Genomic DNA, 23,159 nt, shown 5'->3' with positions numbered 1-23,159 from the left:
GCCGTCGGCAGGCGCAGCGTGAACAGCGCAGGCGTCATCGCGCGGACGGGCGGCGCCGGCGACAGGCGCCCCATGCTACGAAGCCCTCATGGGGGCAGGAATCGTCGTCTTTTTCGGGCTCGCGCTCGCCGGCTATCTCCTGGTTGCCCCGCTGGTGGCCTTCGTGTTCGCCGTCCGGGCCAACCGGCGCAACGAGGATCTGCTGCTGCGGATCCACGCGCTCGAGCACCGGCTGGCCGAGCTCTCCGGGCAGCGCGGCCGCCCCGAGCCGACCGCCGCGGTGGAGAGCCCGCGCAGCGCGCAGCCCCTGGAGCCGGAGCGAGCTGCCCAGGACGCCCTCACGCCGCCGTCGCTCGCGCACCAAGCGGCCCCCGGGGCCGCTGGCGCGCTGCCCGCGATCGACGAGGGGTCGGCCGGAGCGGCGCCGTCGTTCGGCGCAGGTGCAGCGCCGTCGTTCGGCGCAGGTGCGGCGCCGGCGTTCGGCGCAGGTGCGGCGCCGGCGTTCGGCGTCGGCGCACATCCTGGGCTCGACGCCCCCGGCGCGCCGCCGGGGATCGCGCTCCCGGACGTCGCCATCGACGCCGCCGGCGCGCCGCCGGCGATCGCGCTCCCCGAGACCGCCGCACCTCTCCCGCCCCGCCTCGCGGCGCCGCTCGACGAGAGCGGCGCCAGCGCCGCCTCGGCCGCGCGCCACGGAGGCCCGGAGACACCCACCATCGAGGAGAGGCTCGGCCTCACCTGGCTCACCCGCGCAGGCGCAGCGACCTTCCTGCTCGGCGCGCTCTTCTTCTTCAAATACGCCTCGGACAACGCCTGGATCGGGCCTCTCGGGCGCGTCGCGATCGGCGCCGCGACGGGCGCCGCGCTCCTCGCGGCGGCCGAGGTGCTCCGCGGGCGGGCGCAGCGCCGCTTCGTCCACGCGCTCATCGGTCTCGGGCTCGCGGTCCTGATCGTGTCGGTGTGGGCGAGCGCGGCGCTGTACGAGCTCATCCCGATCCCCGCCGCCTTCGCGGCGGACACGGTGCTCCTCCTGCTCGGCGCCGCGCTCGCGCTCCGCCACCGGGGCGAGGCGATCCTGATCCTCTCGCTCGTCGCCGGGTTCCTCAACCCGGTCGTGCTGTCGACCGGGCAGGACCGGCCGCTGGTCCTGTTCAGCTACCTCCTGCTCATGACGAGCGTCGTCCACGCCGTGGCCGCGAAGCTCGGCTTCCGCGTCGCGCCCTGGCTCGCGCTCGCCGGCCACGCGGCGCTGTTCTGGGGCTGGTACGATCGGCACTTCGACGCGAGCGCTCCCCCGGACGCCGGAGACCCGAGCGCGATGCCCTGGCTCGACACGCCGGCCCAGGCGCTCCCAGGGCCGTACCTCCCGCTCGCCGCCCGCGCCGTGCCGCTCGCGTTCGTCGGGCTCGCGGCCTTGCAGGGTCTCCTGCGCGCGCTGTGGGCGCGCCGCGCGAACGCCGCGCCCAGCGCCGCGCCTGCCCCGACCGCCGCCAGCGGCGCGGCGTTCGCCCCGGGCGCCACGCCCGGCGCCGCGCCTGCCCCGACCGCCGCCAGCGGCGCGGCGTTCGCCCCGGGCGCCACGCCCGGCGCCGCGCCTGCCCCGACCGCCGCCAGCGGCGCGGCCGCGACCGTCCCCGCGCCGGCCGGCGGCGTCCCCCGAACGGCGCCCGCGGACGCCACCGCGCTCGCGGCCGCCTCGCTCGCGCTCGCGCACGCAGGCGCGGGCGCGCTGCTCTTCGACGCCCCGCGCGCGCTCGCCGCCGCCGCCATCGCGCTCGCGATCGCGGCGACCGTCGCGCTGCGCGCGCTCGGCGAGAGCGGCTGGCTGCTGGCGCCGATGGGCTCCGCCTTCCTCGCCTTCGCCGCGACGTTCGCGGACGCGCCGGCGCCGCGCCGGACGGCGATCGCCGCGCTGGTCGCGCTCTGGACGCTCGTCTACCTCGCCGGCTGGCTCCGGGGCGCCGGGGCGTTCGGCCGCCTCGATCGGAGGACCGCCGTCGCGTGCTCGGCCGGCGCGGCGCTCTTCGCCTGCACCGCGGGCATGCTGTTGCTCGAGGCCGAGCCCGCGCTCTTCGCGGTCGCGATCGCGGGCGCCGCCGCCGTCGCGGCGTGGATGGCCGCGCGCGCCGCGCTCCCTGCCCTGCTCCTCGTCGCGGCGGTCGCCTCCGCAGGCGCGATCGCCGCGGCGGCGCCGCGCGCGCTCGCGCCGGGCGACGCGGCCGCGCCGGCGGCCGTCCCCGCGGGCTTCCTGGGCGCGTCGTCGCTCGTCATGCTCGTGTTCCTCGGCGCCGTGGGCGCCTCCGCGCGGCGCCCGCGCGGGCCCGGCGCGACGGCGCTCCCCTGGTCCGGCGCGCTCGCCGCCAGCGTGGCGACGCTCGGGTTCGTCGCGGCCGCGCTGGGCGCGACGCCGGAGGAGACGCCGACGCTCCGCGCGCTGCTCACCGCCGGCGCCGGCGCCCTGGACCTCGCGCTCGGCGCGGCGCTCCTGCGCGCCGGCGCGGCGCGCGCCGCCGATCGCGTCGCCCTGCTCCTCGGGCAGGCGCTCGCGCTGTTCGCCGCGGCCGTCGCCTTCGGGCTCGGCGGGGCCACGGTCACCGTGGTCTGGGGCATCCTCGCGGCGGTCGCGGCGGCCATCGCCGCGCGCACCGGCGAGCGCGCCTGGCTCGTCGTCACCTCGCTGCTCTTCCTCGCCGCCCTCGCGCGGGCGCTCGGCGTCGATCGGGTCGAGACCGAGGCGCTCGTGACGACCTGGTTCGACACGCGCGGCCGCGACGGGGTCATGGCCGTCCCCGTCCTGCTCAACGCGAGGGCGTACGCGTTCGCGGGCGTGAGCGCGGCCCTGCTGGCCGCAGGGCGCCTGCTGTCCCGCGCGGCGGTCGCGCGCGCCGAGGCCTCCGAGCGCGCCGCGAGCGCCGCCCGCCCCGCGCGCGCCGACCTGCGCGCCGCGGGGCTCACGGCCCTCGGCGCAGGGTACGCCTTGCTCCTCGCGACCGTCGTCATCGAGGTGCGGAGCGCGATCACCGCGCTGCCCCCCGCGCCCCCCGCCCCGCTCGACGCGGCCGAGTTCGCCGAGCTCGCCGTGCAGCACCGCGCCGCCCTCGAGGGCCAGCAGGGCAGCCTCGCCATGGCGACCACGCTCGTGCTCGCGGTCGCCGCCATCGCGCTGCTCACGGCGGGGTTCGCGGCGCGCGACGCCTTCCACCGGTACGCCGGGCTCTCGCTGTTCGCCGTCACGATCGCGAAGCTCGTGGCGTGGGACGTCTGGCACGTGGAACGCATCTACCAGATCGCGCTCTTCACCGGCGTCGGCGCGCTGCTCGTCGGCGGCGGGTTCCTCTACGCGCGGTTCGGCCGGCGCCTCGTGACGCTCCTGCGCGCCGGGCCGAGGGGCGCGGCCGGGCTCTTCGCGCTGCTCGCGGCGACCGGCCTCGCGCGGCCCTCCGAGGCGCAGACCGTCGCGCCGCTGCCCACCGAGAAGCACGCGCTGGTCCGGCCCATCGACGGCGTGGACGCGGCCGGCGACCACCGCGTCGACGTCGATCTCGACCTCTACCGCGAGAGCCGCGCCGAGGACCTGCTCGCCGACGTCCGCATCGCCGGGCCCGACGGCGCCGAGGTGCCGTACGTGCTGCGCGAGGCGGGCGCCGCCCCCTCCTCCGGGCGGATCGCCGCCACGATGCTCGATCCGGGCGTCGACGCCGCCGGCGTGGCGCACGCGACCTGGGCCCTCGACGCGCCCGGTACGCGCCACTGCCGGGTCGAGCTCAGCGTCCTCGGCAGCAGCTTCCTCCGCGAGGCGCGCGTCGACACCGGCGCGGACCCGAGATCGCTCAGCGAGGTGGCGCGCGGCGCCTACGTGTACCGGATCCCGCAGGGCGCCGAGGCCGTCGAGCACCTCTCGGTCGCCTATCCCCTCTCGCGCGCCGCCCTCGTCCGGATCCGCCTCGTCCCCGAGCGCGCCCCGGCGCCCGGCGCGGCCGCGGACGTCCGGATCACGGGCGGCACCGTCGCGTGCGAGCCGCCGGCCGCCGCCGAGAAGGCCGCGCTGCTGCCGCTCGCGATCGTCGAGACGCGGCGGGACGTCGACGCGCAGGCGACCCTGGTCACGCTCGACGCCGGCGCCGACGGCGCGCCGCTGCACGCCGTCCTCCTCGACGTCGCCACGCCGGAGTTCAGCCGCCGGGTCGACGTCGCCTCGACCACCTACCGCGCGGTCTGGCCTGCCGTGGGGAGCGGCCAGATCCATCGGATCCGCCCGCGCGGCGAGTCCGGGCCGGCGCTCGCGTCGACGCGGATCCCGCTGAGCCCGACGCGGAAGCGCTTCCTCCGCCTCACGATCCACGACGGCGACTCGGCGCCGCTCTCCCTCTCGGGCGCGCAGGGCGAGGTGCGGGCCCGCGAGATCGTGTTCCGCGCCGCCCAGCCCGGCACGCATCGGCTCTACGTCGGCGACGCCCTCGGCAAGCGCCCCCGCTACGACCTCGGCGACGTGCTCGACCGCGTCGAGCGCGAGCGTCCGCCCGTCACCGCGAGGCTCGGAGCCGCGCAGGCCAACCCCGGCTTCGGCGCCGCCCCGGTCGCGCGCGACCTCCCGTTCACCGAGCGACACCGCGCGCCGATCGGGGCCGCGCTGGCCCTCGGGCTGCTGGCGCTCTCCGCGTGGGCCGCGCGGCTCCTGCGGCGAGGGGCCGAGCCGCCCGACGACGGGTCCGTGCCCTCGCGGCAGGGAGCAGCAGACAGGGAGCCGCGGCCATGATGGGATTGGAGGTGCGACGGGCAGCCGGAAACACGAGGGCCCTCCGGCGGTCCGAGCGACCATCGAGGGGATGCACCATGAGACGCCAGCGCTTCATCTACTTGGGTCTCTGTGCGAGCGTCGGGGCGGCGCTCTGGTCGTCGAGCGGGTGCTCCGCGGCGTCGCGGGACCAGCAGGCGCCCGGCGCGGTCGGCGGGGGCGTGGGCGGGGACTCGACGAGCGCCACGACGGCGGAGGCCGGCGCCGGCGGGGGCCCCGCGGGGGCGAGCTCAGGGGTCGATTTCGGCCACGGCGGCGCGCCGAGCAGCGAGCCCGAGCAGCGCGACAACGACGGTGACGGGTTCACCGTGGAGGACGGCGACTGCAACGACGACGACGCGAACGTCAACCCGGGCGCCCTCGAGGTCGCGATCACGGAGCCTGACGACACCGGCGTCGTGCCCGAGCCGGCCGACGAGGACTGCGACGGCGAGATCGACAACCTGCTGCCGACGTGCGACCGGAACATCGCGCCCGCCGACTTCGACGCCATGCACGGGGCGCACGCCGTCGACCTCTGCGCCAAGGCGTCGCCCGGCGACAGGAGGTGGGGCGTGCTGAGCGCGGCGTACGTGCGCGGCGACGGCTCGCGCGCGGAGCCCACGCCGGCGGTCGGCGTGCTCGACTCGTTCGGCCCCAACGTGCACGTGCAGGGCGGGGACCGCATGCTCGTCCTGTCCACGGGCCGCGCCCGGATCGCCCACTGGCCGGGCGCGTGCAACATGCCGGACTGCACGAACTACGGCCCGGGGGAGGCGCCGCCCGGCTTCCCGCAGGACAACCCGGATTGCCCTCCTTCGTCGAACATCAACGACGACATCGGCCTCGAGCTCGTCATCCGCACGCCGACGAACGCGACCGGCTACGAGTTCGCTTTCAAGTTCTACACCTTCGAATACCCGGAGTTCATCTGCGACCACTTCAACGATCAGTTCCTCGCGCTGGCCACGCCGGCCCCGCCCGGGTCGCTCAACGGCAACCTCTCGTTCGATAGCCTGGGCAACCCGGTCAGCGTCAACATCGGCTTCTTCGATGTCTGCGAAGGGTGCGACCTCGGGGCCGACGAGCTCGAGGGCACCGGGTTCGGCCTGTGGGACGACGCCGGCGCGACCGGCTGGCTCCGCACGCAGGCCCCGGTGAAAGGCGGCGAGGAGCTCAAGCTGCGGTTCATGATCTTCGACACCGGCGACGAGAGGCTCGACTCGACCGCGCTCGTCGACGGCTTCAAGTGGGTCGCGAACGGCGGCACGGTCGCGGTCGGGACCGCGCCCGTCGAGGATCCCCAGTAGCGCTGACGGCCGCCTCCCGGCCGCACCCCCGCAGCGCCCCGCGCGCCCGCGGCCGCCTCCGGAGCGCCCCCGCAGCGCCCCCGCAGCGCCCCGGCGCGACCGAGCGACCGAGCGACCGCGCCCGCGCCCCAGGAGCGCGCCGGCGGCTCGCGGATCGATATTTCACAGGCGGGATTGTTGCGCTGGACGATACAATGCGTCCATGCGGCTCCCGTCCCTGGAGAACCTCGCCTGCTTCGAGGCCGCGGCGAGGACGCTGAACTTCCGCACCGCGGCGCGCGCCGTCGCGCTCAGCCCCGCGGCGTTCGGCCAGCGCATCCGGCAGATCGAGGAGCAGGTGGGCGCGCCGCTGTTCGAGCGGACCACCCGGCGGGTGCACCTCACGCCGCAGGGGCTCGCCTTGCTGCCGCGCGCCCGCCAGTGCCTGGCCCTCGCCGAGGACTGCCTCCGCAGCGCGATGAGCCCCGCGCCCGCCCCGGTCGAGCTGACGCTCGGCACGCGCTTCGAGCTCGGGATGTCGTGGATCGTCCCCCAGCTCGGCGCGCTGACGCGCCGGCGCCCCGAGCTGATCCTCCACCTCTACTTCGGCGCCTCCGACGATCTGCTGCGGCGCCTCTCCGACCGCAGCGTCGACTGCGTGGTCACGAGCGCCCGCTGGAGCGCCGCGAGCCTCGCGGCGGAGACGCTGCACGAGGAGCGCTACGCGTTCGTGGCCTCGCCCAGGCTCCTGCGGCGCGCGCCGTTCTCCCGCGCCGAGCACGCGTCGCGGCACTGCCTGCTCGACATCGACGCGACCATGCCGCTGTTCCGGTACCTCGCGGACCAGGCGGGCGGCGTGGGCCGCTTCGCGTTCGCGCGCCACCGCTGGGTGGGGCTCGGCGCCGCGATGAAGACGCTGGTGCTCGCCGGCGAGGGCGTGGCCGTGCTGCCGCTCCACATGGTCGCCGCCGAGCTCCGCGGCGGCAAGCTGAAGCGGCTCCTCCCGTCGGCGTCGCTCGCGCGCGATCATTTCCGGCTCGTCTACCGGCGCGACGATCCGCGGAGCTCGCTCTACGCGAAGCTCGCCGAGTCGCTGCGCGCCGTGCCGATCCAGTGAGCGCGCCGGCCCCGGCGCGCCGCGCCCTCGGGTAGACTCCCGGCCGAGGATCATGAGCGAGCCCCCCCACGGCGACGCGTGCTGCCGCAGGACGCCGATCACGGCGCAGGACATCAACGGCGGGCCGGATCCGACCCGCCGTGTCCCCTTCGTCATCACGGCGCCCGGCCAGTACGCGCTGGTCGAGGACGTCGACTGGGTGGCGGCGGACGAGAACGCGCGGGCGATCACGATCGCCAGCGACGACGTCACGCTGGACCTGTGCGGGAGGACGCTGCGGCAGATCGACCCTCCGGCGCCCGCCCGCGCCCCGGATCCGAGCGCGCGGCCGTGCCGGGGCGAGGTCGTCTCCGGGAACGTGGGCGTCTACGCCGAGGGGCATCGGCGGCTCGTCATCAAGAACGGCAGCGTGCTCGGGATCCAGGGGGTGGGGATCGTCGCCAGGGCGTGCTGCCAGGTGGATCTGATCGGCCTGTCGGTCAGGCGGTGCGGCGGCGACGGGGTGATCGACACGACCTTCCTGTGCCGCAACGGCGGGATCTTCGTGATGGGCGCGCAGGACGCCGAGGGCAACATCGCCTTTGCGTCCGACATCCGGATGCTCGACTGCGTGTGCTCGGAGAACACGAGCCGGCTCGATTTCGTGGTGACGCTGGGCGCGCTCGTCCTGTTCTGCGACGACGTGGAGGTCAAGCGGTGCGTGTTCAACCGCACGGCGAACACCAGCGCTGAGCCGAGCGGGGTGCAGTTCAACGTCGTCGGCGCCGACTTCGTCATCTGCCGGAACGTGCTCGTGGAGGACTGCGAGGCGCACGACAACACGTCGGGCGGCGAGCCGGCCGGCTTCTTCGCCTGGGGCGAGAACTACAAGTTCCTGCGCTGCCGGGCGAACCGGAACTTCACGCTCACCGGCAACCGGGCGTGCGGATTCAACATCTCGACCACGAGCAACCTCGAGATGGTCGAGTGCGAGGCGGACGGGAACTACAACGCGAACCCGGGCGCGTCCGCCGACGCGGTCCGCGATTTCTCCGCGCTCGGCTTCCGCATCGGCCGGGCGGTGTTCCGCGCGTCGATCGAGGGCTGCCGCGCGCTGGGCAACCACAGCGTGGGCGCCAACGCGCCCGCCGCCGGCTTCGCGCTCCACGCGGCCGGCCAGGTGGTGCTGCGGCGCTGCGTGGCCGTGGGCAACAGGAACGCGAGCGGGACGGCCGAGAACGACGGGCTCGCGGCCGGGTTCATCGCGTCGGCGCCGCTCGCGGACCCGGGGGGCGGCCTCGTGGGCGGCGAGGGCAACGCGTTCATCGACTGCATCGCCGACGGCAACACGGTGCACCGCGCTCCCCTGTTCGTGCAGCCGCCGGCCCCACCGGTCGACGCCGGTCCGTCGCGCGGCGACCCGCGGAAGGGGGCGGGGTTCCTGCTCGATCGGCAGAAGGACGCGCGGATCGTCGGGTGTACGGCCGCCAACAACGACGGACAAGGGATCTGGCTGCGGGGCTGCGCGCGCGCGCTGATCGAGGGAAACACGGTGTCGGGGAACACGCTTTACGGCATCCAGAACGAGGATCCCGCCGGGCTGAGCGCCTTCCTGGGCAACCGTGCGCACCTGAACGGGTCCCGCCACCGCCACAGCTACGTCGGCCTGCCCCCCGGCACGCCGATCCGCAAGTGGACGCTCGGCGCTCCTCCCCCGGACGGCCCGTGGGGGCCGGTGGACAACCTCAGCGTCCGGATGCCCTGAGGCGAGACGCGGACGTCGCGCCTCCGGAGAGCGCCGCGCCGCTCGGCGTTCCCCTCGCCGCGCGGCGTTCGCCTCGCCGGCCTCGCTCGGGCGCGCGTCAGCGGTTCCCGTCCTGCGCCTGCTCGGCGCGCGTCCGGACGGCCGCGACGGCGCGCGCCGAGCCGTCCAGGTTCTCTGCGTTGAGGAGGCTCTTCGGCAGCGGCAGCTTCGGCCGGAGGAAGACCTCGAGGGACACGCGCGTCGTCCGGGCGTCGATCTTCTCCAGCTGCCAGGTGGCCTGGAGGTCTTTCACGTTGCCGGCGACGAAGCGGGACGAGTAGGTCTCGACCCCGTCCACGAGGACGGGCTTCTGGAACTCGATGCGCGCCCACATCGTGACGGCGCCCTGCAGCGCCGAGACCTCCATGTAGATATCCCATCCCCCTGCGGGCGTGCGCCCGAGCACGCGGCACTTCTTGTAGTGCGGCATGAACTCCGGATAGCGCTCGAACGAGAGCACGGTGGCGCGCACGCGCTCCAGCGGGGCCTTGACGACCGCCGTCGACCTTCCGCGCGAGAACCCGGTGCTGCCGATCGGGACCGCCACGCTCGAGATCCCTGCCGCGTCGGGCGCCGGCTGCGCGCGCTCGCTCCCGTCGTCGCTGGCGGCGGCCGGCAGGACATCGCCGCTGTCGCGCTGCGAGGGCGGCAGACTCGGTGCATCCAGGGTGCTCCCTCGTTCACCGGCGCCGCACGCGGCGATCGCGAGCGCGAGTCCTCCGGAGAGCGCGGGCTGGATCAGGGCGCGATGGGCGATTGTGGTCGAGCGAGTTCTCCCCATGACCGCCGAGCTTGCCAGCGACGTGCCCGCCGCCGCCGCCCGGCGCTGATACCGCTCCGCACATCAACGCTCAGGCCCCACCCCACCCCGCCGCCAGGAACGGATCCTCGCCCACCCGCACGCCGCTCGACCCCGGAGAACAGCGAACCTCCCCGCCCCCCACGAGCGCCCCACGCGCACACCCCCGTCCTTTCCGAAAAGCCCTCCGGATCAGCCGACTCCCTCCCCGTCAATTCCGTCCCCCCTCTCTCTCTTCTCCCTCTCTTCTCCCTCTCTCCCGACCGTTGCCGGGGCACACCCGCACAGGAGACGGGCCCAGATCGGCGTCTTCGGCGCGCAGGCGTACTTCCTGTACGCCGAGCACCGAAAACGTCGAGATGGGCCCGTATCCGAAGCGGGTGTGCCCCTAGAATTCGCCAGAGAGGTAGGCGGTTAGGCTGGGGATTGGGACGCCGGTGGGGCGGCCGAACTGCCAGTCTGCAGACTCGACGCTGACGCCGCCGATGTCGAGGTGGATGAACGGGAGCGTCCCCCCCTTGAGCCCCGAGGCGATGTCGAGGAACGCGAAGGGGAACTGGTGGCCCCGCGGCGTGTTCACCGAGGCGAGGCGGTTCGACGACACCACGTCCTCGGCGCTCGACCGCGGCGCGACGAACGCGTAGTCCTCGCGCCGCGGCCGCACGCGCTCCATCGGCTCGCCCCAGCGCTCCGCGAGGACGTCGAGCCGGTCGAGCTCGGGCCGGGCGGCGGCGTTGCCGATCGCGCCGGTGTACGGCCCGTGGGCGCGGTAGACGTGCCCCGTCAGCGTCGCGACCGAGAACAGGATCGGGTCGGCGGCGCCGCTCATGGCGAGCTCACGCGCGAGCGCGAGCAGGTCGGCCAGGATGAGGCGCCCCTCGGCGTCGGTGTTGCCGATCCGCACGCGCACGCCGGCGCGGCTGCGGATGATCTCGTCGCTGACGTACGACTCCTCGCCGATGCTGTTGCGCACGAGCCCGAGCAGCCCGACGATGCGCACGCCCTCCAGGCCGAGCGCCGCGGCCGCGCGCACGAGCCCGGCGACCGCGCCGGCGCCGCCCTTGTCGCGCGACATCCCGGCCATGTGCCCGTCGGTCTTCAGGTCGACGCCGCCGGTGTCGTAGGTGACGCCCTTGCCCGCGAGCAGCACGGTGCGCCGGATCTCCCCGCGAGGCCGGTAGTCGAGCCGCACGACGCACGGCCGGTGCCGCTCGACCACCCGCGACGCCCGCGAGACCGCGCTGATGAGCGGGTAGTCGTCGACGTTGCGCTCGATCTTGACGAGCACGCCCGTCCTGGCGAACGCCGCCTCGCACATCTCGGCGACGCGGCGGGGCGCCATCCGCTCCGGCTCGGTGCCGGTGATGTCGCGGCAGAGCGCGCGGCCGACCTCGATGGCCGCGATCTCGCGGGCGCGCGCCTCGGGCAGCCCGAGCACCGCGAGCGACTCGGCCGAGCGCGGGGCCATCTCCGCCTCCCGCGCCTCCAGCGGGGTCCACTGGCTCCCGAGCGCCGCCAGGGCGCCCACCTCGATCGCCCGCGCGAACCGCGGCGCGGACGGCGCGCGCACGACGAGCAGCGGCCGGCTCGCCCCCGCCTCCACCGCCCGCGCGAAGCCGGCCGCCGCCGCCTCCGCGATGGAGCGGACGTCGTCGATGTCCTCCGAGAGCGCCCCCGCCGGCGCGAGCACCAGACGCCCGCCGGGCACGCCGGGCGCCGGCAGGACGAGCGGCGCACACTTGCCCTCCAGCGCGCAGTCGACGCGCGCGGCCGCCTCGACCACCGCGCCGAGCGTGGGCCCGAGCCCCCCTGCGTGCTTCGCGATCGGCGACGGCGCGACGAGGACGACAGCATCGCAGGCCGCGGTCGCCGAGGTCGACTCGGCGAGGGCGTTGGCGGGCAACCCCGCCAGCGAAGTGACATGCACCATGGCGGCGGATGATGTCACAGGGGTCAGCATTTTTGCAGCACCCGTCGCCGCCGGCAGGGTGCAGCACCCGTCGCCGCCGGCAGGGTACCGACACCTGCCCCGATGGCCGCTGGCCGGACGCGGCCGGCCGCCGCGTGCCCGCGCCGCGGCCAGGGCGAGCTCGCCCGCAGGCGCGGTGGCGCGCGCGTCCGCCCCGACGGTCACGCTCGCGGCCGAGCGCCGCCGCCGGCCGCGCTCGCTCCTTGCGCGGCGCGGGAGAGCGCTCGTGGTCGGAAATGGAAGGGAATCGGACGGAGACGAGCGACGGAGAGGCGCGCTTCAGGAGAAGAGCACGACGCTGCGGATCGACTCGCCGCTGTGCATGAGGTCGAGCGAGCGGTTGATGTCGTCGAGCGGCATCGTGTGGGTGATGAGCTCGTCGATCCTGATCTTGCCCTCCATGTACCAGTCGACGATCTTCGGGACGTCGGTGCGCCCCCTGGCGCCGCCGAACGCGGTGCCCTTCCAGACGCGCCCGGTGACGAGCTGGAACGGGCGCGTGGAGATCTCCTCGCCGGCCCCGGCGACGCCGATGATGATGCTCGTCCCCCAGCCCTTGTGGCAGCACTCGAGCGCCTGGCGCATCACCTTGACGTTGCCGATGCACTCGAAGCTGAAATCGGCGCCGCCCCGGGTCAGGTCGACGAGGTAGGGCACGAGATCTCCCTGCACCTCGTTCGGGTTGACGAAGTGGGTCATGCCGAATTTCTCGGCCAGCTCACGGCGCTTCGGGTTGATGTCGACGCCGACGATGAGGTCCGCGCCGGCCATCCGGGCGCCCTGGATCACGTTGAGCCCGATGCCGCCGAGGCCGAAGACCACCACGTTGTCGCCGGGCCGCACCTGCGCGGTGTTGATGACGGCGCCGATACCCGTCGTCACGCCGCAGCCGATGTAGCAGACCTTGTCGAACGGCGCGTCCTCGCGGATCTTGGCGACGGCGATCTCGGGCAGGACGGTGAAGCTCGAGAACGTCGACGTGCCCATGTAATGGTGAATCCGCTCGTTGCCGATCGAGAAGCGGCTCGTTCCGTCCGGCATGAGCCCACGGCCCTGCGTGGCGCGGATCGCCTGGCAGAGGTTGGTTTTTCCGCTGGTGCAGTAAGAGCACTGCCGGCATTCGGGCGTGTAGAGGGGGATGACGTGATCGCCTTTTTTCACGCTCTTCACCGACGGGCCGACGTCGACGACGACGCCCGCGCCCTCGTGGCCGAGGATCGCGGGGAAGAGGCCTTCCGGATCCTTGCCCGAGAGGGTGTAAGCGTCGGTGTGGCAGACGCCGGTGGCCTTGATCTCGATGAGGACCTCGCCTTCGCGAGGGCCCTCCACCTGGACGTCCTCGACCGTGAGCTTCTCGCCGGCCTTGTGGGCCACGGCTGCGCGCGCTTTCATGATCGGTGGTTCTCCTCCCGCAAGCGGGGCGTTCGGGGCCCGAGCGGCGCCCGAGCCCCTCCAATAGCCGGCCGGGGAAGCAGGTTTCAAGGGGGACCCGGCCGGCGCCGCGCCGCGCCACCGCCCCGCCTGCTCGCGTCGCGGCGCGCGCCGGCGCGGCCCGCTCGCCCCCCTTTCGGCGGCCCCGCCCGCGCGCCCGGCCCGGCGCGCTCCCACTCCGCCCCACAGGCGACGCGCGCCGCTCGTGGGGCAGACGACCTCTGTCGTGCAGAGGCATTGCGCGCCGTTCACGCGACCTCGCGAAAGGCTGCTCTCGGCCGGCGAGGCAGGGATTCGGATGGCGCTCGTGGACCGTCGAGCGTACCATCGCTCCGATATCCTTATGCGCACCGCTCGTTGTATACCCGGTCACCGCGCCCTCACCGCAGCAGCCGCGCTGTTCCTCGCCGCCTGTTCGGGGGGCAGATCGCCTGGAGGCGCGGCCGCGGGCGAGGACGGCGGCGGGGGGAGCGCGCCCTCCGAGGGCGGCCAGGGGGGCCTCGGCGGCGGGCAAGGCGGGCTGGGCGGCGTCATGGAGTGTGTCGACGAGTGCCCTGCGGAGAAGGGTGGAATCACGATCGGCTGCAAGACGCGCTTCATGTTCGGAATGAACTATGCGTGGCACAACTTCGCCGGCGATTTCGGCGGCATTGCCGCGTGGGACAAGCGCGGCGTCGCGGCCGAGGCGGAGACGCACGCGAAGAACCTCGCTGGCATCCGCGCGCACGGGGCGAGCGTCGTGCGGTGGTGGATGCTGCCGGAGCTCCGGGGGGAGGGCGTCGTCTTCGACGCGAACGACAATCCGACCGGCCTCGGCGGGGCGACGCGGGGCGACGTCGAGAAGGCGCTCGAGCTCGCCGAACAGGCGGACGTCCACCTCATGTTCTGTCTCTTCTCCTTCGACAACTTCCATGCGACCCGGGTCGACGCCAACGTGAGGACGGTCGGCATTGCCCCCCTCGTGACGGACGCCGGGCGGCGCGCGGCCCTCCTGGAGAACGTCGTCAGGCCGCTCGCCCAGGCGGTCGAGCAGAGCCCGTACCGGCACCGGATGGTCGCCTGGGACGTCATCAACGAGCCCGAGCTGGCCATGACCGGCCCGAGCCCGTACGGCGACCCCGACTACGACCCGGATCCCCAGGTGGAGCCGATCGCGCACGAGCAGATGGAGGCCTTCCTGCGCGACGCCATCGGGGTATTGCGCGCCGAGAGCAGGGCGCTCATCACGATCGGGTCGGCCTCGATGAAGTGGGCGCGCGCGTGGGCGACCACCGACGTCGATTTCTACACATTTCACATGAACGACCGGGTCAACCGCTACTGGCCTTACAACCAGTCGCCCGCGGACTACGGCATCACGGACAAGCCGGTCGTCATGGCCGATTTCCCCGTGGCCGGCCTGGCCACGGCCACCCTGTCGACGCTCCTGGAGAGCTGGTACAGCCAGGGCTATGCCGGCGCGATCAGCTGGGCCTACGGCGACGCGACCCCGGCCGAGCTCGAGACCATGAAGGCCTTCGCCGATTCGAAGGGCTGCGACGTGCAGTACTGAGCCGGCCCGAGGAGAGGCAGCTCTTCGCGCGGCGCGGGGAGCGCCGATGTCTCGGCGCCGGGATCAGGAAGAGGGCAGCCAGTAATCGACGAGCGAAGCCCCCGTCACGTCGTGGGCGACCCCGGCCGCGATCGCCCACTGGGCCAGCGCCCGCCCCAGCGACGCCATCGCGGGGAACCGCCCGTCGGGGGACTTGGCCAGCCCCCGCTCGATGATCTCCCAGAGCCGCGGGTGCGCCTCGAACACCTCCGGACGCGGCGGCTCGACCCGCAGCACGTCGTGCACGATGGAGATGCTCCCCGGCCCGCCGAACGGCCGCCGGCCGGTCACGAGCTCGTAGAGCACCACGCACACGCTCCACACGTCGGAGCGCGCGTCCGACTCCTGCCCGCCGCGGACCTGCTCGGGCGCCATGTAGGCCGGGCTCCCGACCAGCGCGTCCTTTTGCCCGCCGTCCACCGCGCGCGTGTCCGTGAAGGCGATCCCGAAATCGATCAGCTTGGGGACCGTCCGGCGGCCGTCGCGCACGAGCACGATGTTCGCGGGCTTCACGTCCCGGTGCACGACCCCCGCGCCGTGCGCGGCGCTGAGCGCCCCGATCACGGGCAGGAGCAGCTGGACCGCGGAGATGGGCGACATCGCGCCCGACTCGGCCAGCACCTGGGCCAGCGACCGGCCCTGGAGGAGCTCCATCACCACGAACGGCTCCCCTTCCTCGGTGAAGCTGAGATCGAACACCCGCACCGCCGCGCGGTGGGACACCCGCGCCGTCGCCTGCGCCTCCTTGAGCAGCCGCGAAGCAGCCTCCGGAACCGCGCAGTCACGACGGATGAGCTTCAGCGCGACGTCGAGGTTCAGCGCGAGATTCCGCGCCTTCCAGACGGCGCCCATGCTGCCCTCCCCGATCAGCTCCGTGAGGCGATAGCGCCCCGCCAGGACGTCGCCTGGGGCGTAGCGCCGCAACGCGGCGGCCGGCGCGTCGGTCGCCGGAGCCGGCAGGGCGACAGCAGGCGACACGCCCGCGAGCCCCGCCCGCAGGGTGGCAGGCGGCACGCTCGCCGGGGCGGCCGGGGTGTCGCTCGCCGGCTCCAGCGGCACGACCTCGCCGCCAGGACGCCTCGTCGAGGCGGACGGCCGCGACAGCCGGCCCGAGGTCCGGAGATCGACGGGATCGAACGGGGGGCGGTGCGCCGAAGACCAGCGCGGAGATCGCGGCGAGCGGTACGCGCGCGGTGAAGAAGCTCGGCCCCCGCTCGGGGGACGAGAGCGATTCGAGGCGGGATCCATCGATGCGCCATGTGGCGTCGTGGAGCTGTCGGTTCGTCGGGTGTCCATGACCTTGCTCTGGCCCTCTGGTGCGCGGTACTGCAAGGATCAGGCCGACAAAAACCGCCGCAAATGCGCCTCTTTCGCGCCCGCCGCGGCGCCGAGGTGCGGGGTCGAGGCCTCAGATCCGGCGCCCCTCGCCATCAGCGCGCCTCACGCCCTCGGGGCGCCGCCGCCTGGAGCGGCCCCGGACAGCGCGCGACGGCCAGCGGCGCAAGGGTTGTAGCAGAGCGCATTCCCTGCGCATGGCGCGTGGGGGTGACGAGCACATCGGCGTCGGGTGTCAGCCCCCGGGCCCCGCGGCGGCGTGGCCGTGGCCGACCAGCGCGCGGAGCGCGCGACGCTCGATCGCGGACGAGGCGCTCACCAGCTCGCCATCCGGATCGAACCCCATCCCCGGCGCGCGGCGCGGCCGCCGTCGCAGCCCACCGCGGCGCGGCCGCCGTCGCAGCCCGCCGCGGCGCGGCCGTCGCTCGCGCCTCGCCCTCCTCGCGCGCCTCGCGCGGGTCAGCGCGCGGCGCCGGAGACGACGCGCCCCCGGTACGCGATCGGCACCTCCAGCGCCTTCGCCGCCTCGACGAGCAGCGCGTGCTCGCTCTCGTGGATCACGCCGTCGGCGGCGACCAGCCGGACCGCCAGCTCGATCGCGGCCTCGCGCATCCGCACGTCGGGCAGGCGCGCGCGGAGCGCCGCGAAGCGGCCATTCCTTCCCTCCTCGCGCACCGAGCGCTCGATGATCGAGATGAGCGACTCGACGACCTCCGCCCCGAGGCGGCCCGCGCTCATCGCCGCCGCGTGCGCCGTGAGCTCGGCGCGCTCGGCCTCGTTGATGGATCCGTCAGCGTACGCGGCGAGGAACATGATCTCGACCATCGCCTCGAGCTTGCTGAGCTCGAGATGAGGAAAGGAAAGCTGCGTTTCGTCCATCATGCGATCCGAGGCTAGCGTATCACGACCCCCTGGGACACAGCGCCACCGCGCCCGCCCGCTCGCCGCGGGGCGCTCGGCCCGGCCGGTCCGGCGGCGCGCTGCCTGGTTTGTCCGCCTCGCCGGGGGATTGAGGGATTCCGGGAGCGCGCGGCGAAACTTCCCATCGAGCGCGGCCCCGGCTGGTGCTCAACGCCACGTCCGGATAGATCAGCCCCGCCACCGCGGTCCTCACCCCCCACGCGAACCCTCCCCCACCTCGACGCCCCCACCATGACCTCCACCACCCCGACCGACCTCTTCCTCTCGCTGACCCCGCACAAGGTGATCGAGGCCGTCGAGGCCGCGGGCGTCTTCTGCAACCGCGTCTGCTATCCGCTGAACTCGTTCGAGAACCGCGTCTACGAGGTCGAGCTCGAGGACCGCACCCGCATCGTCGCGAAGTTCTACCGGCCAGGGCGCTGGACTCGCGAGCAGATCCTCGAAGAGCACCGGTTCCTCGCCGAGCTCGCGGACGCCGAGATCCCCGTCTGCCCGACGCGCCCGTTCCCCGACGGCGAGACGCTCAAGCAGATCGACCACATCCAGTACTGCCTCTTCGAGCGCATGGGCGGCCGCGCCCCCGACGAGCTCGGAGACGAGCTGTTCGTGCGCCTCGGCAGGCTCGCCGCCCGCATCCACAACGTGGGCGCGCAGCGGACCGCCGAGCACCGCGTCCGGCTCTCCGCCGACTCGTACGCGCGCGAGGACCTCGGCTGGCTCGCCGAGCGCAAGGTCATCCCCGCCGCCGTCGCGCCGCGGTACCTCGCGGCCGCGCGCGCCGTCGCCGACGCGGCCGAGGAGCGCCTGCGCGGCGTCGACGTGCACCGCATCCACGGCGACCTGCACCCGGGCAACCTGCTCCTCCGCGACGGCGCCCTCCGCGTGCTCGACTTCGACGACATGGTCGTCGGCCCCGCCGTGCAAGACCTCTGGCTCCTCCTCCCCGGCCGCGACGCGACCGCCCGCCGGCAACGCGAGCTCTTCATCGAGGGCTACGAGGAGCTCCGCCGCTTCGACCGCTCGACCCTCGCCCTGATCGAGCCGCTGCGAGGGCTCCGCCTGATCCACTACGCCGCCTGGATCGCGCGGCGGTGGCACGATCCCATTTTCCCGAGGACTTTCCCGCACTTCGGCACAGAAGCGTACTGGCGCGACGAGGCGAGCTCGCTCGAGGAAGTGATGCAGATCGCCAGCTCTGGCGACGACGGCGGGCCCGACGGGTGCGAGGACGAGCCGCCGCCGAGCGGGGGCAAGTACTTCTGGGACCTGAACTGAGCGGCGCGCCGACCGGGAGCGCCGCGCGGCGCTCGGGGGCGCTCAGGCGCGCTTCAGCACGAGGATCAGCCGCCACGCGGCGGCGTGCTCGAACGGCACGTCGACGTTGAAGTCGCCGAGCGTCGCGACCAGCGAGAGCTCCGGCACCCGCTCCGCGACGCGCCGCCAGCCGGCCAGGTCCGGGATGTACCAGGTCGCCTCCTGTCGGAACGACGAGAGCTCCCGCGGCGCGCCGCCGTTGCGCCGGGCCGAGCACACCACCTCGAGGCTCACCGGCACCACGCGATCGGGCGTGGCCCGCTCGGTGTGGATGCGGAACCGCGCGTCGATCGACTGCTCGCCGCGCACCTCGGTCCACTCGGTCCGGTTCACGCCGGACGGCGTGAGATCGGCCGGGTGCGTCGCCTCGATCACGTGGACGCCGCCCGGCAAGAGGAGCGAGGCCGCGAGCCGGAGGTGGCGCTCGAGCGCCGCCGGCGTGGCCAGCTGGTGGATCGCCGAGAGCGGCACGAACGAGAGATCGACCGGCGCGACGTCGGGGCGCTCGTCGAGCTCCGCGCAGCAGAAGCGGACGCACGCGCCGGCGCCGCGGGCGCACGCGGCGCGCTCGGCGTAGGCGATCATCGCCGCGGAGCCGTCCGCGCCGGCGCAGCCGACGCCGAGCTCGGCGAACGCCTCCAGGTGCCGCGCAGGCCCGCACGCCCACGAGAGCACGCGCTGCACCGGGCGGGCGCCGAAGCGGCGCGCGCACGCGAGCAGGAAGTCGCGCTCCGCGGCGTAGTCGCGGTAGCCGAAGGCCGCGTCGTAGAGCGCGGGCTCGCCCGGCGCGGGCGGCGCGGGCGGCGCGTCCGGCGAGGCGGCGCGCGCCCCCTTGCCGGCCGGCGGCGCGGCCGAGGCGCGCGCCGGAGCGACCCGCTTCGTGTAGATGATGAGATCGTCGCCCGGCGCGTAGAAGTCGTCGATGACCGCCGCCCGCGCGAACTGCACCGCGTCGTAGAAGCGCACCGCCGCGCCGTGCCCCTCCCGGCTGCCCGTCTCCACGCGCACGAGGCCGCCGCCCTCGCGCGCGATCTCGCTCTCCATGGTGGCGACGAGCCCGCGCGCCACCCCGGAGCGCGCGAAGTCCGGCGAGGTCGCGATCCAGTACAGGTCGTACGTGGACTCGGTCATCGGCGTGCGGCCGTAGCAGAGGTACCCCGCCAGCCGGGGCGCTCCGCCGCCGCCCGGCGCGCCGTGGAAGCTCAGCACGAACCGGTAGCCGTCCGACGAGGGCTGGGCCAGCGTCGCGTCGACGAGCTCCAGCGCCACCGCGCGCTCGTCGGCCGTGAACGCCGGGAGCGACTCGAGCAGCTCCGCGATGAGCGGCCGGTCTTCGGGGCGGAGGCCGCGCTGCGCGATCACGGCGCCTCGGGCGCGGCGGCGAGGGCGCCGCGCGCAGCGGAGCCCGCCCCCACGCGCGCGCGGCCCCGGGCCGGGGCGCGGCCGCGCGCGCGGAGCAGATCGCCGTGGCGCGGGCCGCGGGCGAGCGCGGCGCGGAGGATCTCGCCGACCACGTCGGCGTAGGAGAGGCCGGCGCGCGCCGCCGCGCGGGCGAAGCCGGCGTCCGGCGAGAGGTCGCAGTTCGGGTTGACGTCGATGACGTACGGCGTCCCGCGCTCGTCGAGCCGCACGTCGACGCGGCCGTAGTCGCGCAACCCGAGCACCTCGAAGGCGCGGCGACCGACCGCGACGACCCGGCGCAGCTCGAGCGGCCGCAGCACCGCCGCCGTGGAGGGCGTGCCGATCGACGCGGCCGTCTCCGGGCGCCACTTCGATTCGTACGTGACGACGTGCGGGTGCCCCTCGGGCAGGCCCTGGAAGGTGATCTCGCCGGGCGGCAGCACGCGCGGCGTGGGCCAGCCGAGCAGCGAGACCGAGAGCTCGCGCCCGTGCACGTAGCGCTGCACCACCACCGGCTGGCGGCACTGCGCGACGACCGCGGCCACCTGGTCGCGGAGCGCGGCGCGATCGCGGACGACCGAGCCCCGGTCGATCCCGGTCGAGCCGTCCTCGCGCTCCGGCTTGACGATGGCCGGGAAGGCGACGTCCGGGATGCGATCCGGGCCCTCGACCCGCACCGTCTCGGGCACGCGCACGCCGGCGCGCGCGAGGATGCGGTTCGCCTCGGCCTTGTGCAGGCAGCTCCGGAGCGCGACGTGATCGCTGCCCGTGAAGGGGAGGTCGAGCCCCGCGAGCAGCCACGCGCACATGACCTCGTGGCGGCTGTCGCCGTCGAGCGCCTCGCACAGGTTGAAGATCACGTCGGGGCGATGATCGCCGATCGCCGCGAGCACCTCGCTCGGCCGGAGCACGGGCCGGTGCGCCACGCGCGCGCCCGGGGCGGCGGCGAGCGTCGCGAGGACGCTCTCGGCGACGGCCGCGCTGCCGTCCTCGCGGCCGAGCCGGAGCCGGCCGCTCCCCACCCGCTGCGCCAGTGGCGGCTCGTCGACCGTCTCCTCCGGGTCTCTGTTGGACAGGAGCAGTATCCGGGGCTCAGGCACCGCGCGCCTCCGGGCCACGGCGCCGCGCGCCCGCGCAGGGCACATGAGCGCGCGACGTTGGCGCCGCGCTCGGAGAGCGACGCGGGGCCCGGCCGTTCGAGCCGGAACGTGGAGTGAACGCCCCGTCGAAGGAGATGCGAAGGCGACGGAATCCGTGCATGCAAGTGGCGCCACTTCACCAGCTTGCCCGGCAATCGCAAGGGGAGATTTGCGCCCTCCGGACGGAATGGGCGATGCAGCGCGCCATGGCTCCGAGACGCGGCGCCGAATCCCGTCCTGCGCGACACGCCCGCGGGCGAGCTCTTCCAGGCGAGGAGGCCCGGATACCTCAGGTCCGGTGAGCCGGCCGCCACTCCGGGAGCCTGCGCGACGCCTCCGGGAGCGCCCGTGGCGAGAGAGGGATGATTGCAGGAGAGAGGGGGGAGCGCGGGCGATCGACCGAGGATCGCGAAGAGGACCGGGGGCGCCGGAAAGAGCTTTCCTTCCCGGCGCCCTCGAGCCTGCGCGGCTCAGGCGGCCGCGTGGGCGGCGCGCGGCCGTCGATCGGCCGGGAAGCAGGCCTGGATCTCGTCCATGCCGAGCGTCTCCTTCGCGAGGAGCGCCTTGACGAGCGCGTCGATCTCGCTCCGCCGTGACTTCACGATCTCGACGGCGCGCGCGAGCTGGGCGTCGGTGAGCGCCCGCGCCGTCTCGTCGACGCGGTCGAGCAGGGCCGGGCTCCGCGCGGGGTGCCCCTCGCCGACGCAGATGGGGCCGAGGTGGCTCATGCCGAGCTCCGCGACCATCTTCCACGCGATCGTCGAGGCGCGCTGGATGTCGTCCGAGGCGCCGGCCGTCATCGTCCCGAGGATGACCATCTCGGCGGCGCGGCCGCCCATCAGCATGCAGATCTGATCCTCGAGGTACTCTTTCCGGTACATCAGCCGATCCTTCTCGGGCATCGCCTGGGTGACGCCGAGCGCGCGGCCCCGCGGCAGGATCGACACCTTGTGCACCGGGTCGCAGCTCGGCGCGAGCAGCCCGACCGCGACGTGCCCGGCCTCGTGCACGGCGGTCGCGTAGCGCTCGTCCTCGTCGACCAGCACCCCCTTGCGCTCGAGCCCCATCAGCACCCGGTCGCGCGCGCGGTCGATGTGCGTCGGATCCACCGCGTCGGCGCCCTCGCGGGCCGCGAGGATGGCCGCCTCGTTCAGGAGGTTGGCCAGGTCGGCGCCCGAGAAGCCCGGCGTGCTGCGGGCGATGTACCCGAGATCGACCTCGCCCTGGAGCGGGATCGGCCCGGCGTGGACGTTGAGGATCTCCTCGCGGCCGCGCACGTCGGGCAGCGGCACGGTGACCTTGCGATCGAAGCGCCCCGGCCGGAGCAGCGCGGGATCGAGCATGTCGACGCGGTTGGTCGACGCGATCACCACGATGCCGGTGGCGTGGTCGAACCCGTCCATCTCGACGAGCAGCTGGTTCAGCGTCTGATCGTGCTCCGCGGACGCGGAGTCGCCCTGCCCCTTCGCGCGGGCCCGCCCGACGGCGTCGATCTCGTCGATGAACACGATGCACGGGGCGGCCTTGCGCGCCTCGGCGAAGAGGGCGCGGACGCGGGAGGCGCCGACGCCGACGAACATCTCCTGGAAGCTCGACCCCGACGCCGAGAGGAACCGCACGCCCGCCTCGCACGCGACCGCGCGCGCCAGCAGCGTCTTGCCGGTCCCCGGCTCGCCCGTGAGCAGCACGCCGCGCGGCGGGCGGCCGCCGAGGCGCGCGAAGCGCTCGGGGCTCTTCAGGAACTCGACCGTCTCGGCGAGCTCCTGCTTGACCTCGTGCATCCCGGCCACGTCGGCGAAGCGCACGGGCGCGCGCGCGACCCCGGCCTTGGCGTCGGAGAAGACCTTCGGGCTGCGGCGCCGGCTCACCGTGAAGAGCGCGAACCCGACCGCGGCGAGGACGACCACCGGCAGCGCGGTGGACGCGGCGCGCGACGGCTCCTCCCGGGAGGCGAAGTCGACCGAGGCGCCGGCGCCCGCGAACCGGGAGACCAGCTCCTGCCGGAGCGTCGGCTCGTCGACGACGGCGGTCACCGTCACGCCGCCCGCCTGCCGCACGAAGAAGCGATCGCCGCTCACCTCGACCGCGGTCGCCTGCCCCGCCTGCGCGATCTGGAGCAGCTCGGTGTACGTCGCCGCGCGTTGCGTGGACGAGTCGCGGGCCGCGCGGAGGGCGAGCCCGAGCGTCACCGCCAGCACCACCCCCAGGATCCCGAGCACCCAAAGCCGACGCCCCGCGGGCCCCAGCCGCTTACCCACCTGCAAGAACCAGGAATTCACTGCTGCGCCACCTCACT

Annotated in this window: 14 protein-coding genes; 6 read left to right on the top strand and 8 right to left on the bottom strand. The window is 74.6% G+C overall.

Annotated elements, in window-relative coordinates; translation table 11 throughout:
* Positions 1 to 88 precede the first annotated feature (88 nt).
* The 4 genes from WME83_RS16895 to WME83_RS16880 all read left to right on the top strand — a co-directional run bounded on the left by WME83_RS16895 (position 89) and on the right by WME83_RS16880 (position 8,924).
* A complete protein-coding gene (locus WME83_RS16895; RefSeq protein ID WP_437320315.1) occupies positions 89 to 4,756 on the top strand; it encodes a DUF2339 domain-containing protein in 4,668 nt (1,555 codons plus the stop codon).
* A 77-nt stretch (positions 4,757 to 4,833) separates the two neighbouring features.
* The gene (locus WME83_RS16890; protein ID WP_437320314.1) at positions 4,834 to 6,084 is read left to right on the top strand and encodes a choice-of-anchor L domain-containing protein; all 1,251 of its coding nucleotides are present in this window, start codon (positions 4,834 to 4,836) and stop codon (positions 6,082 to 6,084) included.
* A 202-nt stretch (positions 6,085 to 6,286) separates the two neighbouring features.
* Positions 6,287 to 7,180: a LysR family transcriptional regulator gene (locus tag WME83_RS16885; protein WP_437320313.1), complete on the top strand. Its 894-nt coding sequence runs from the start codon at positions 6,287 to 6,289 to the stop codon at positions 7,178 to 7,180.
* Between the two features lie 52 nt (positions 7,181 to 7,232).
* Positions 7,233 to 8,924, top strand: a complete 1,692-nt coding sequence (locus WME83_RS16880) for a right-handed parallel beta-helix repeat-containing protein (RefSeq protein ID WP_437320312.1) — start codon at positions 7,233 to 7,235, stop codon at positions 8,922 to 8,924.
* A 97-nt stretch (positions 8,925 to 9,021) separates the two neighbouring features.
* On the opposite strand, the gene WME83_RS16875 is transcribed toward WME83_RS16880, so the two are convergent.
* The 3 genes from WME83_RS16875 to WME83_RS16865 form a co-directional block, all read right to left on the bottom strand.
* Positions 9,022 to 9,744: a type II toxin-antitoxin system RatA family toxin gene (locus tag WME83_RS16875; RefSeq protein ID WP_437320311.1), complete on the bottom strand. Its 723-nt coding sequence runs from the start codon at positions 9,742 to 9,744 to the stop codon at positions 9,022 to 9,024.
* Between the two features lie 406 nt (positions 9,745 to 10,150).
* Positions 10,151 to 11,692 carry an aminopeptidase gene (locus WME83_RS16870; RefSeq protein WP_437320310.1) on the bottom strand — a complete coding sequence of 514 codons (1,542 nt, stop codon included), beginning with the start codon at positions 11,690 to 11,692 and terminating at the stop codon, positions 10,151 to 10,153.
* 318 nt (positions 11,693 to 12,010) lie between these two features.
* The gene (locus tag WME83_RS16865) at positions 12,011 to 13,123 is read right to left on the bottom strand and encodes an S-(hydroxymethyl)glutathione dehydrogenase/class III alcohol dehydrogenase (protein ID WP_437320309.1); all 1,113 of its coding nucleotides are present in this window, start codon (positions 13,121 to 13,123) and stop codon (positions 12,011 to 12,013) included.
* 571 nt (positions 13,124 to 13,694) lie between these two features.
* On the opposite strand from WME83_RS16865, the gene WME83_RS16860 reads away from it, so the two are divergent.
* Entirely contained in the window at positions 13,695 to 14,714 is a 1,020-nt protein-coding gene (locus tag WME83_RS16860) for a hypothetical protein (RefSeq protein WP_437320308.1), read from the top strand.
* A gap of 63 nt (positions 14,715 to 14,777) precedes the next feature.
* Here WME83_RS16860 and WME83_RS16855 read toward each other — a convergent pair whose 3' ends face one another.
* Positions 14,778 to 15,812: a serine/threonine-protein kinase gene (locus WME83_RS16855; RefSeq protein WP_437320307.1), complete on the bottom strand. Its 1,035-nt coding sequence runs from the start codon at positions 15,810 to 15,812 to the stop codon at positions 14,778 to 14,780.
* A 735-nt stretch (positions 15,813 to 16,547) separates the two neighbouring features.
* Entirely contained in the window at positions 16,548 to 16,970 is a 423-nt protein-coding gene (locus WME83_RS16850; RefSeq protein WP_437320306.1) for a TerB family tellurite resistance protein, read from the bottom strand.
* A gap of 270 nt (positions 16,971 to 17,240) precedes the next feature.
* On the opposite strand from WME83_RS16850, the gene WME83_RS16845 reads away from it, so the two are divergent.
* The gene (locus tag WME83_RS16845) at positions 17,241 to 18,284 is read left to right on the top strand and encodes a serine/threonine protein kinase (RefSeq protein WP_437320305.1); all 1,044 of its coding nucleotides are present in this window, start codon (positions 17,241 to 17,243) and stop codon (positions 18,282 to 18,284) included.
* A gap of 42 nt (positions 18,285 to 18,326) precedes the next feature.
* On the opposite strand, the gene WME83_RS16840 is transcribed toward WME83_RS16845, so the two are convergent.
* The 3 genes from WME83_RS16840 to ftsH all read right to left on the bottom strand — a co-directional run bounded on the left by WME83_RS16840 (position 18,327) and on the right by ftsH (position 23,142).
* Positions 18,327 to 19,685, bottom strand: coding sequence for a GNAT family N-acetyltransferase (locus WME83_RS16840; protein ID WP_437320304.1), 1,359 nt, complete (start codon positions 19,683 to 19,685; stop codon positions 18,327 to 18,329).
* A complete protein-coding gene (locus tag WME83_RS16835; protein ID WP_437320303.1) occupies positions 19,682 to 20,824 on the bottom strand; it encodes a D-alanine--D-alanine ligase family protein in 1,143 nt (380 codons plus the stop codon). Before WME83_RS16835 ends, WME83_RS16840 begins: the two co-directional genes overlap by 4 nt.
* Positions 20,825 to 21,333: 509 nt before the next feature.
* Entirely contained in the window at positions 21,334 to 23,142 is a 1,809-nt protein-coding gene (gene ftsH, locus WME83_RS16830) for an ATP-dependent zinc metalloprotease FtsH (protein WP_437320302.1), read from the bottom strand.
* Positions 23,143 to 23,159: the final 17 nt, after the last annotated feature.

The sequence above is a fragment of the Sorangium sp. So ce385 genome (assembly GCF_051474135.1).
Lineage (GTDB): Bacteria > Myxococcota_A > Polyangia > Polyangiales > Polyangiaceae > Sorangium > Sorangium cellulosum_D.
This window is presented reverse-complemented; position numbering and strand designations above follow the sequence as displayed.

Excerpts from the sequence above, each read along its gene's own strand:
- WME83_RS16895 (WP_437320315.1), top strand. The coding sequence starts at position 89 with ATGGGGGCAGGAATCGTCGTCTTTTTCGGGCTCGCGCTCGCCGGCTAT.
- WME83_RS16880 (WP_437320312.1), top strand. The coding sequence starts at position 7,233 with ATGAGCGAGCCCCCCCACGGCGACGCGTGCTGCCGCAGGACGCCGATC.
- WME83_RS16885 (WP_437320313.1), top strand. The coding sequence starts at position 6,287 with ATGCGGCTCCCGTCCCTGGAGAACCTCGCCTGCTTCGAGGCCGCGGCG.
- WME83_RS16860 (WP_437320308.1), top strand. The coding sequence starts at position 13,695 with ATGGAGTGTGTCGACGAGTGCCCTGCGGAGAAGGGTGGAATCACGATC.
- WME83_RS16850 (WP_437320306.1), bottom strand. The coding sequence starts at position 16,970 with ATGATGGACGAAACGCAGCTTTCCTTTCCTCATCTCGAGCTCAGCAAG.
- WME83_RS16875 (WP_437320311.1), bottom strand. The coding sequence starts at position 9,744 with ATGGGGAGAACTCGCTCGACCACAATCGCCCATCGCGCCCTGATCCAG.
- WME83_RS16870 (WP_437320310.1), bottom strand. The coding sequence starts at position 11,692 with ATGGTGCATGTCACTTCGCTGGCGGGGTTGCCCGCCAACGCCCTCGCC.
- WME83_RS16865 (WP_437320309.1), bottom strand. The coding sequence starts at position 13,123 with ATGAAAGCGCGCGCAGCCGTGGCCCACAAGGCCGGCGAGAAGCTCACG.
- WME83_RS16890 (WP_437320314.1), top strand. The coding sequence starts at position 4,834 with ATGAGACGCCAGCGCTTCATCTACTTGGGTCTCTGTGCGAGCGTCGGG.
- WME83_RS16845 (WP_437320305.1), top strand. The coding sequence starts at position 17,241 with ATGACCTCCACCACCCCGACCGACCTCTTCCTCTCGCTGACCCCGCAC.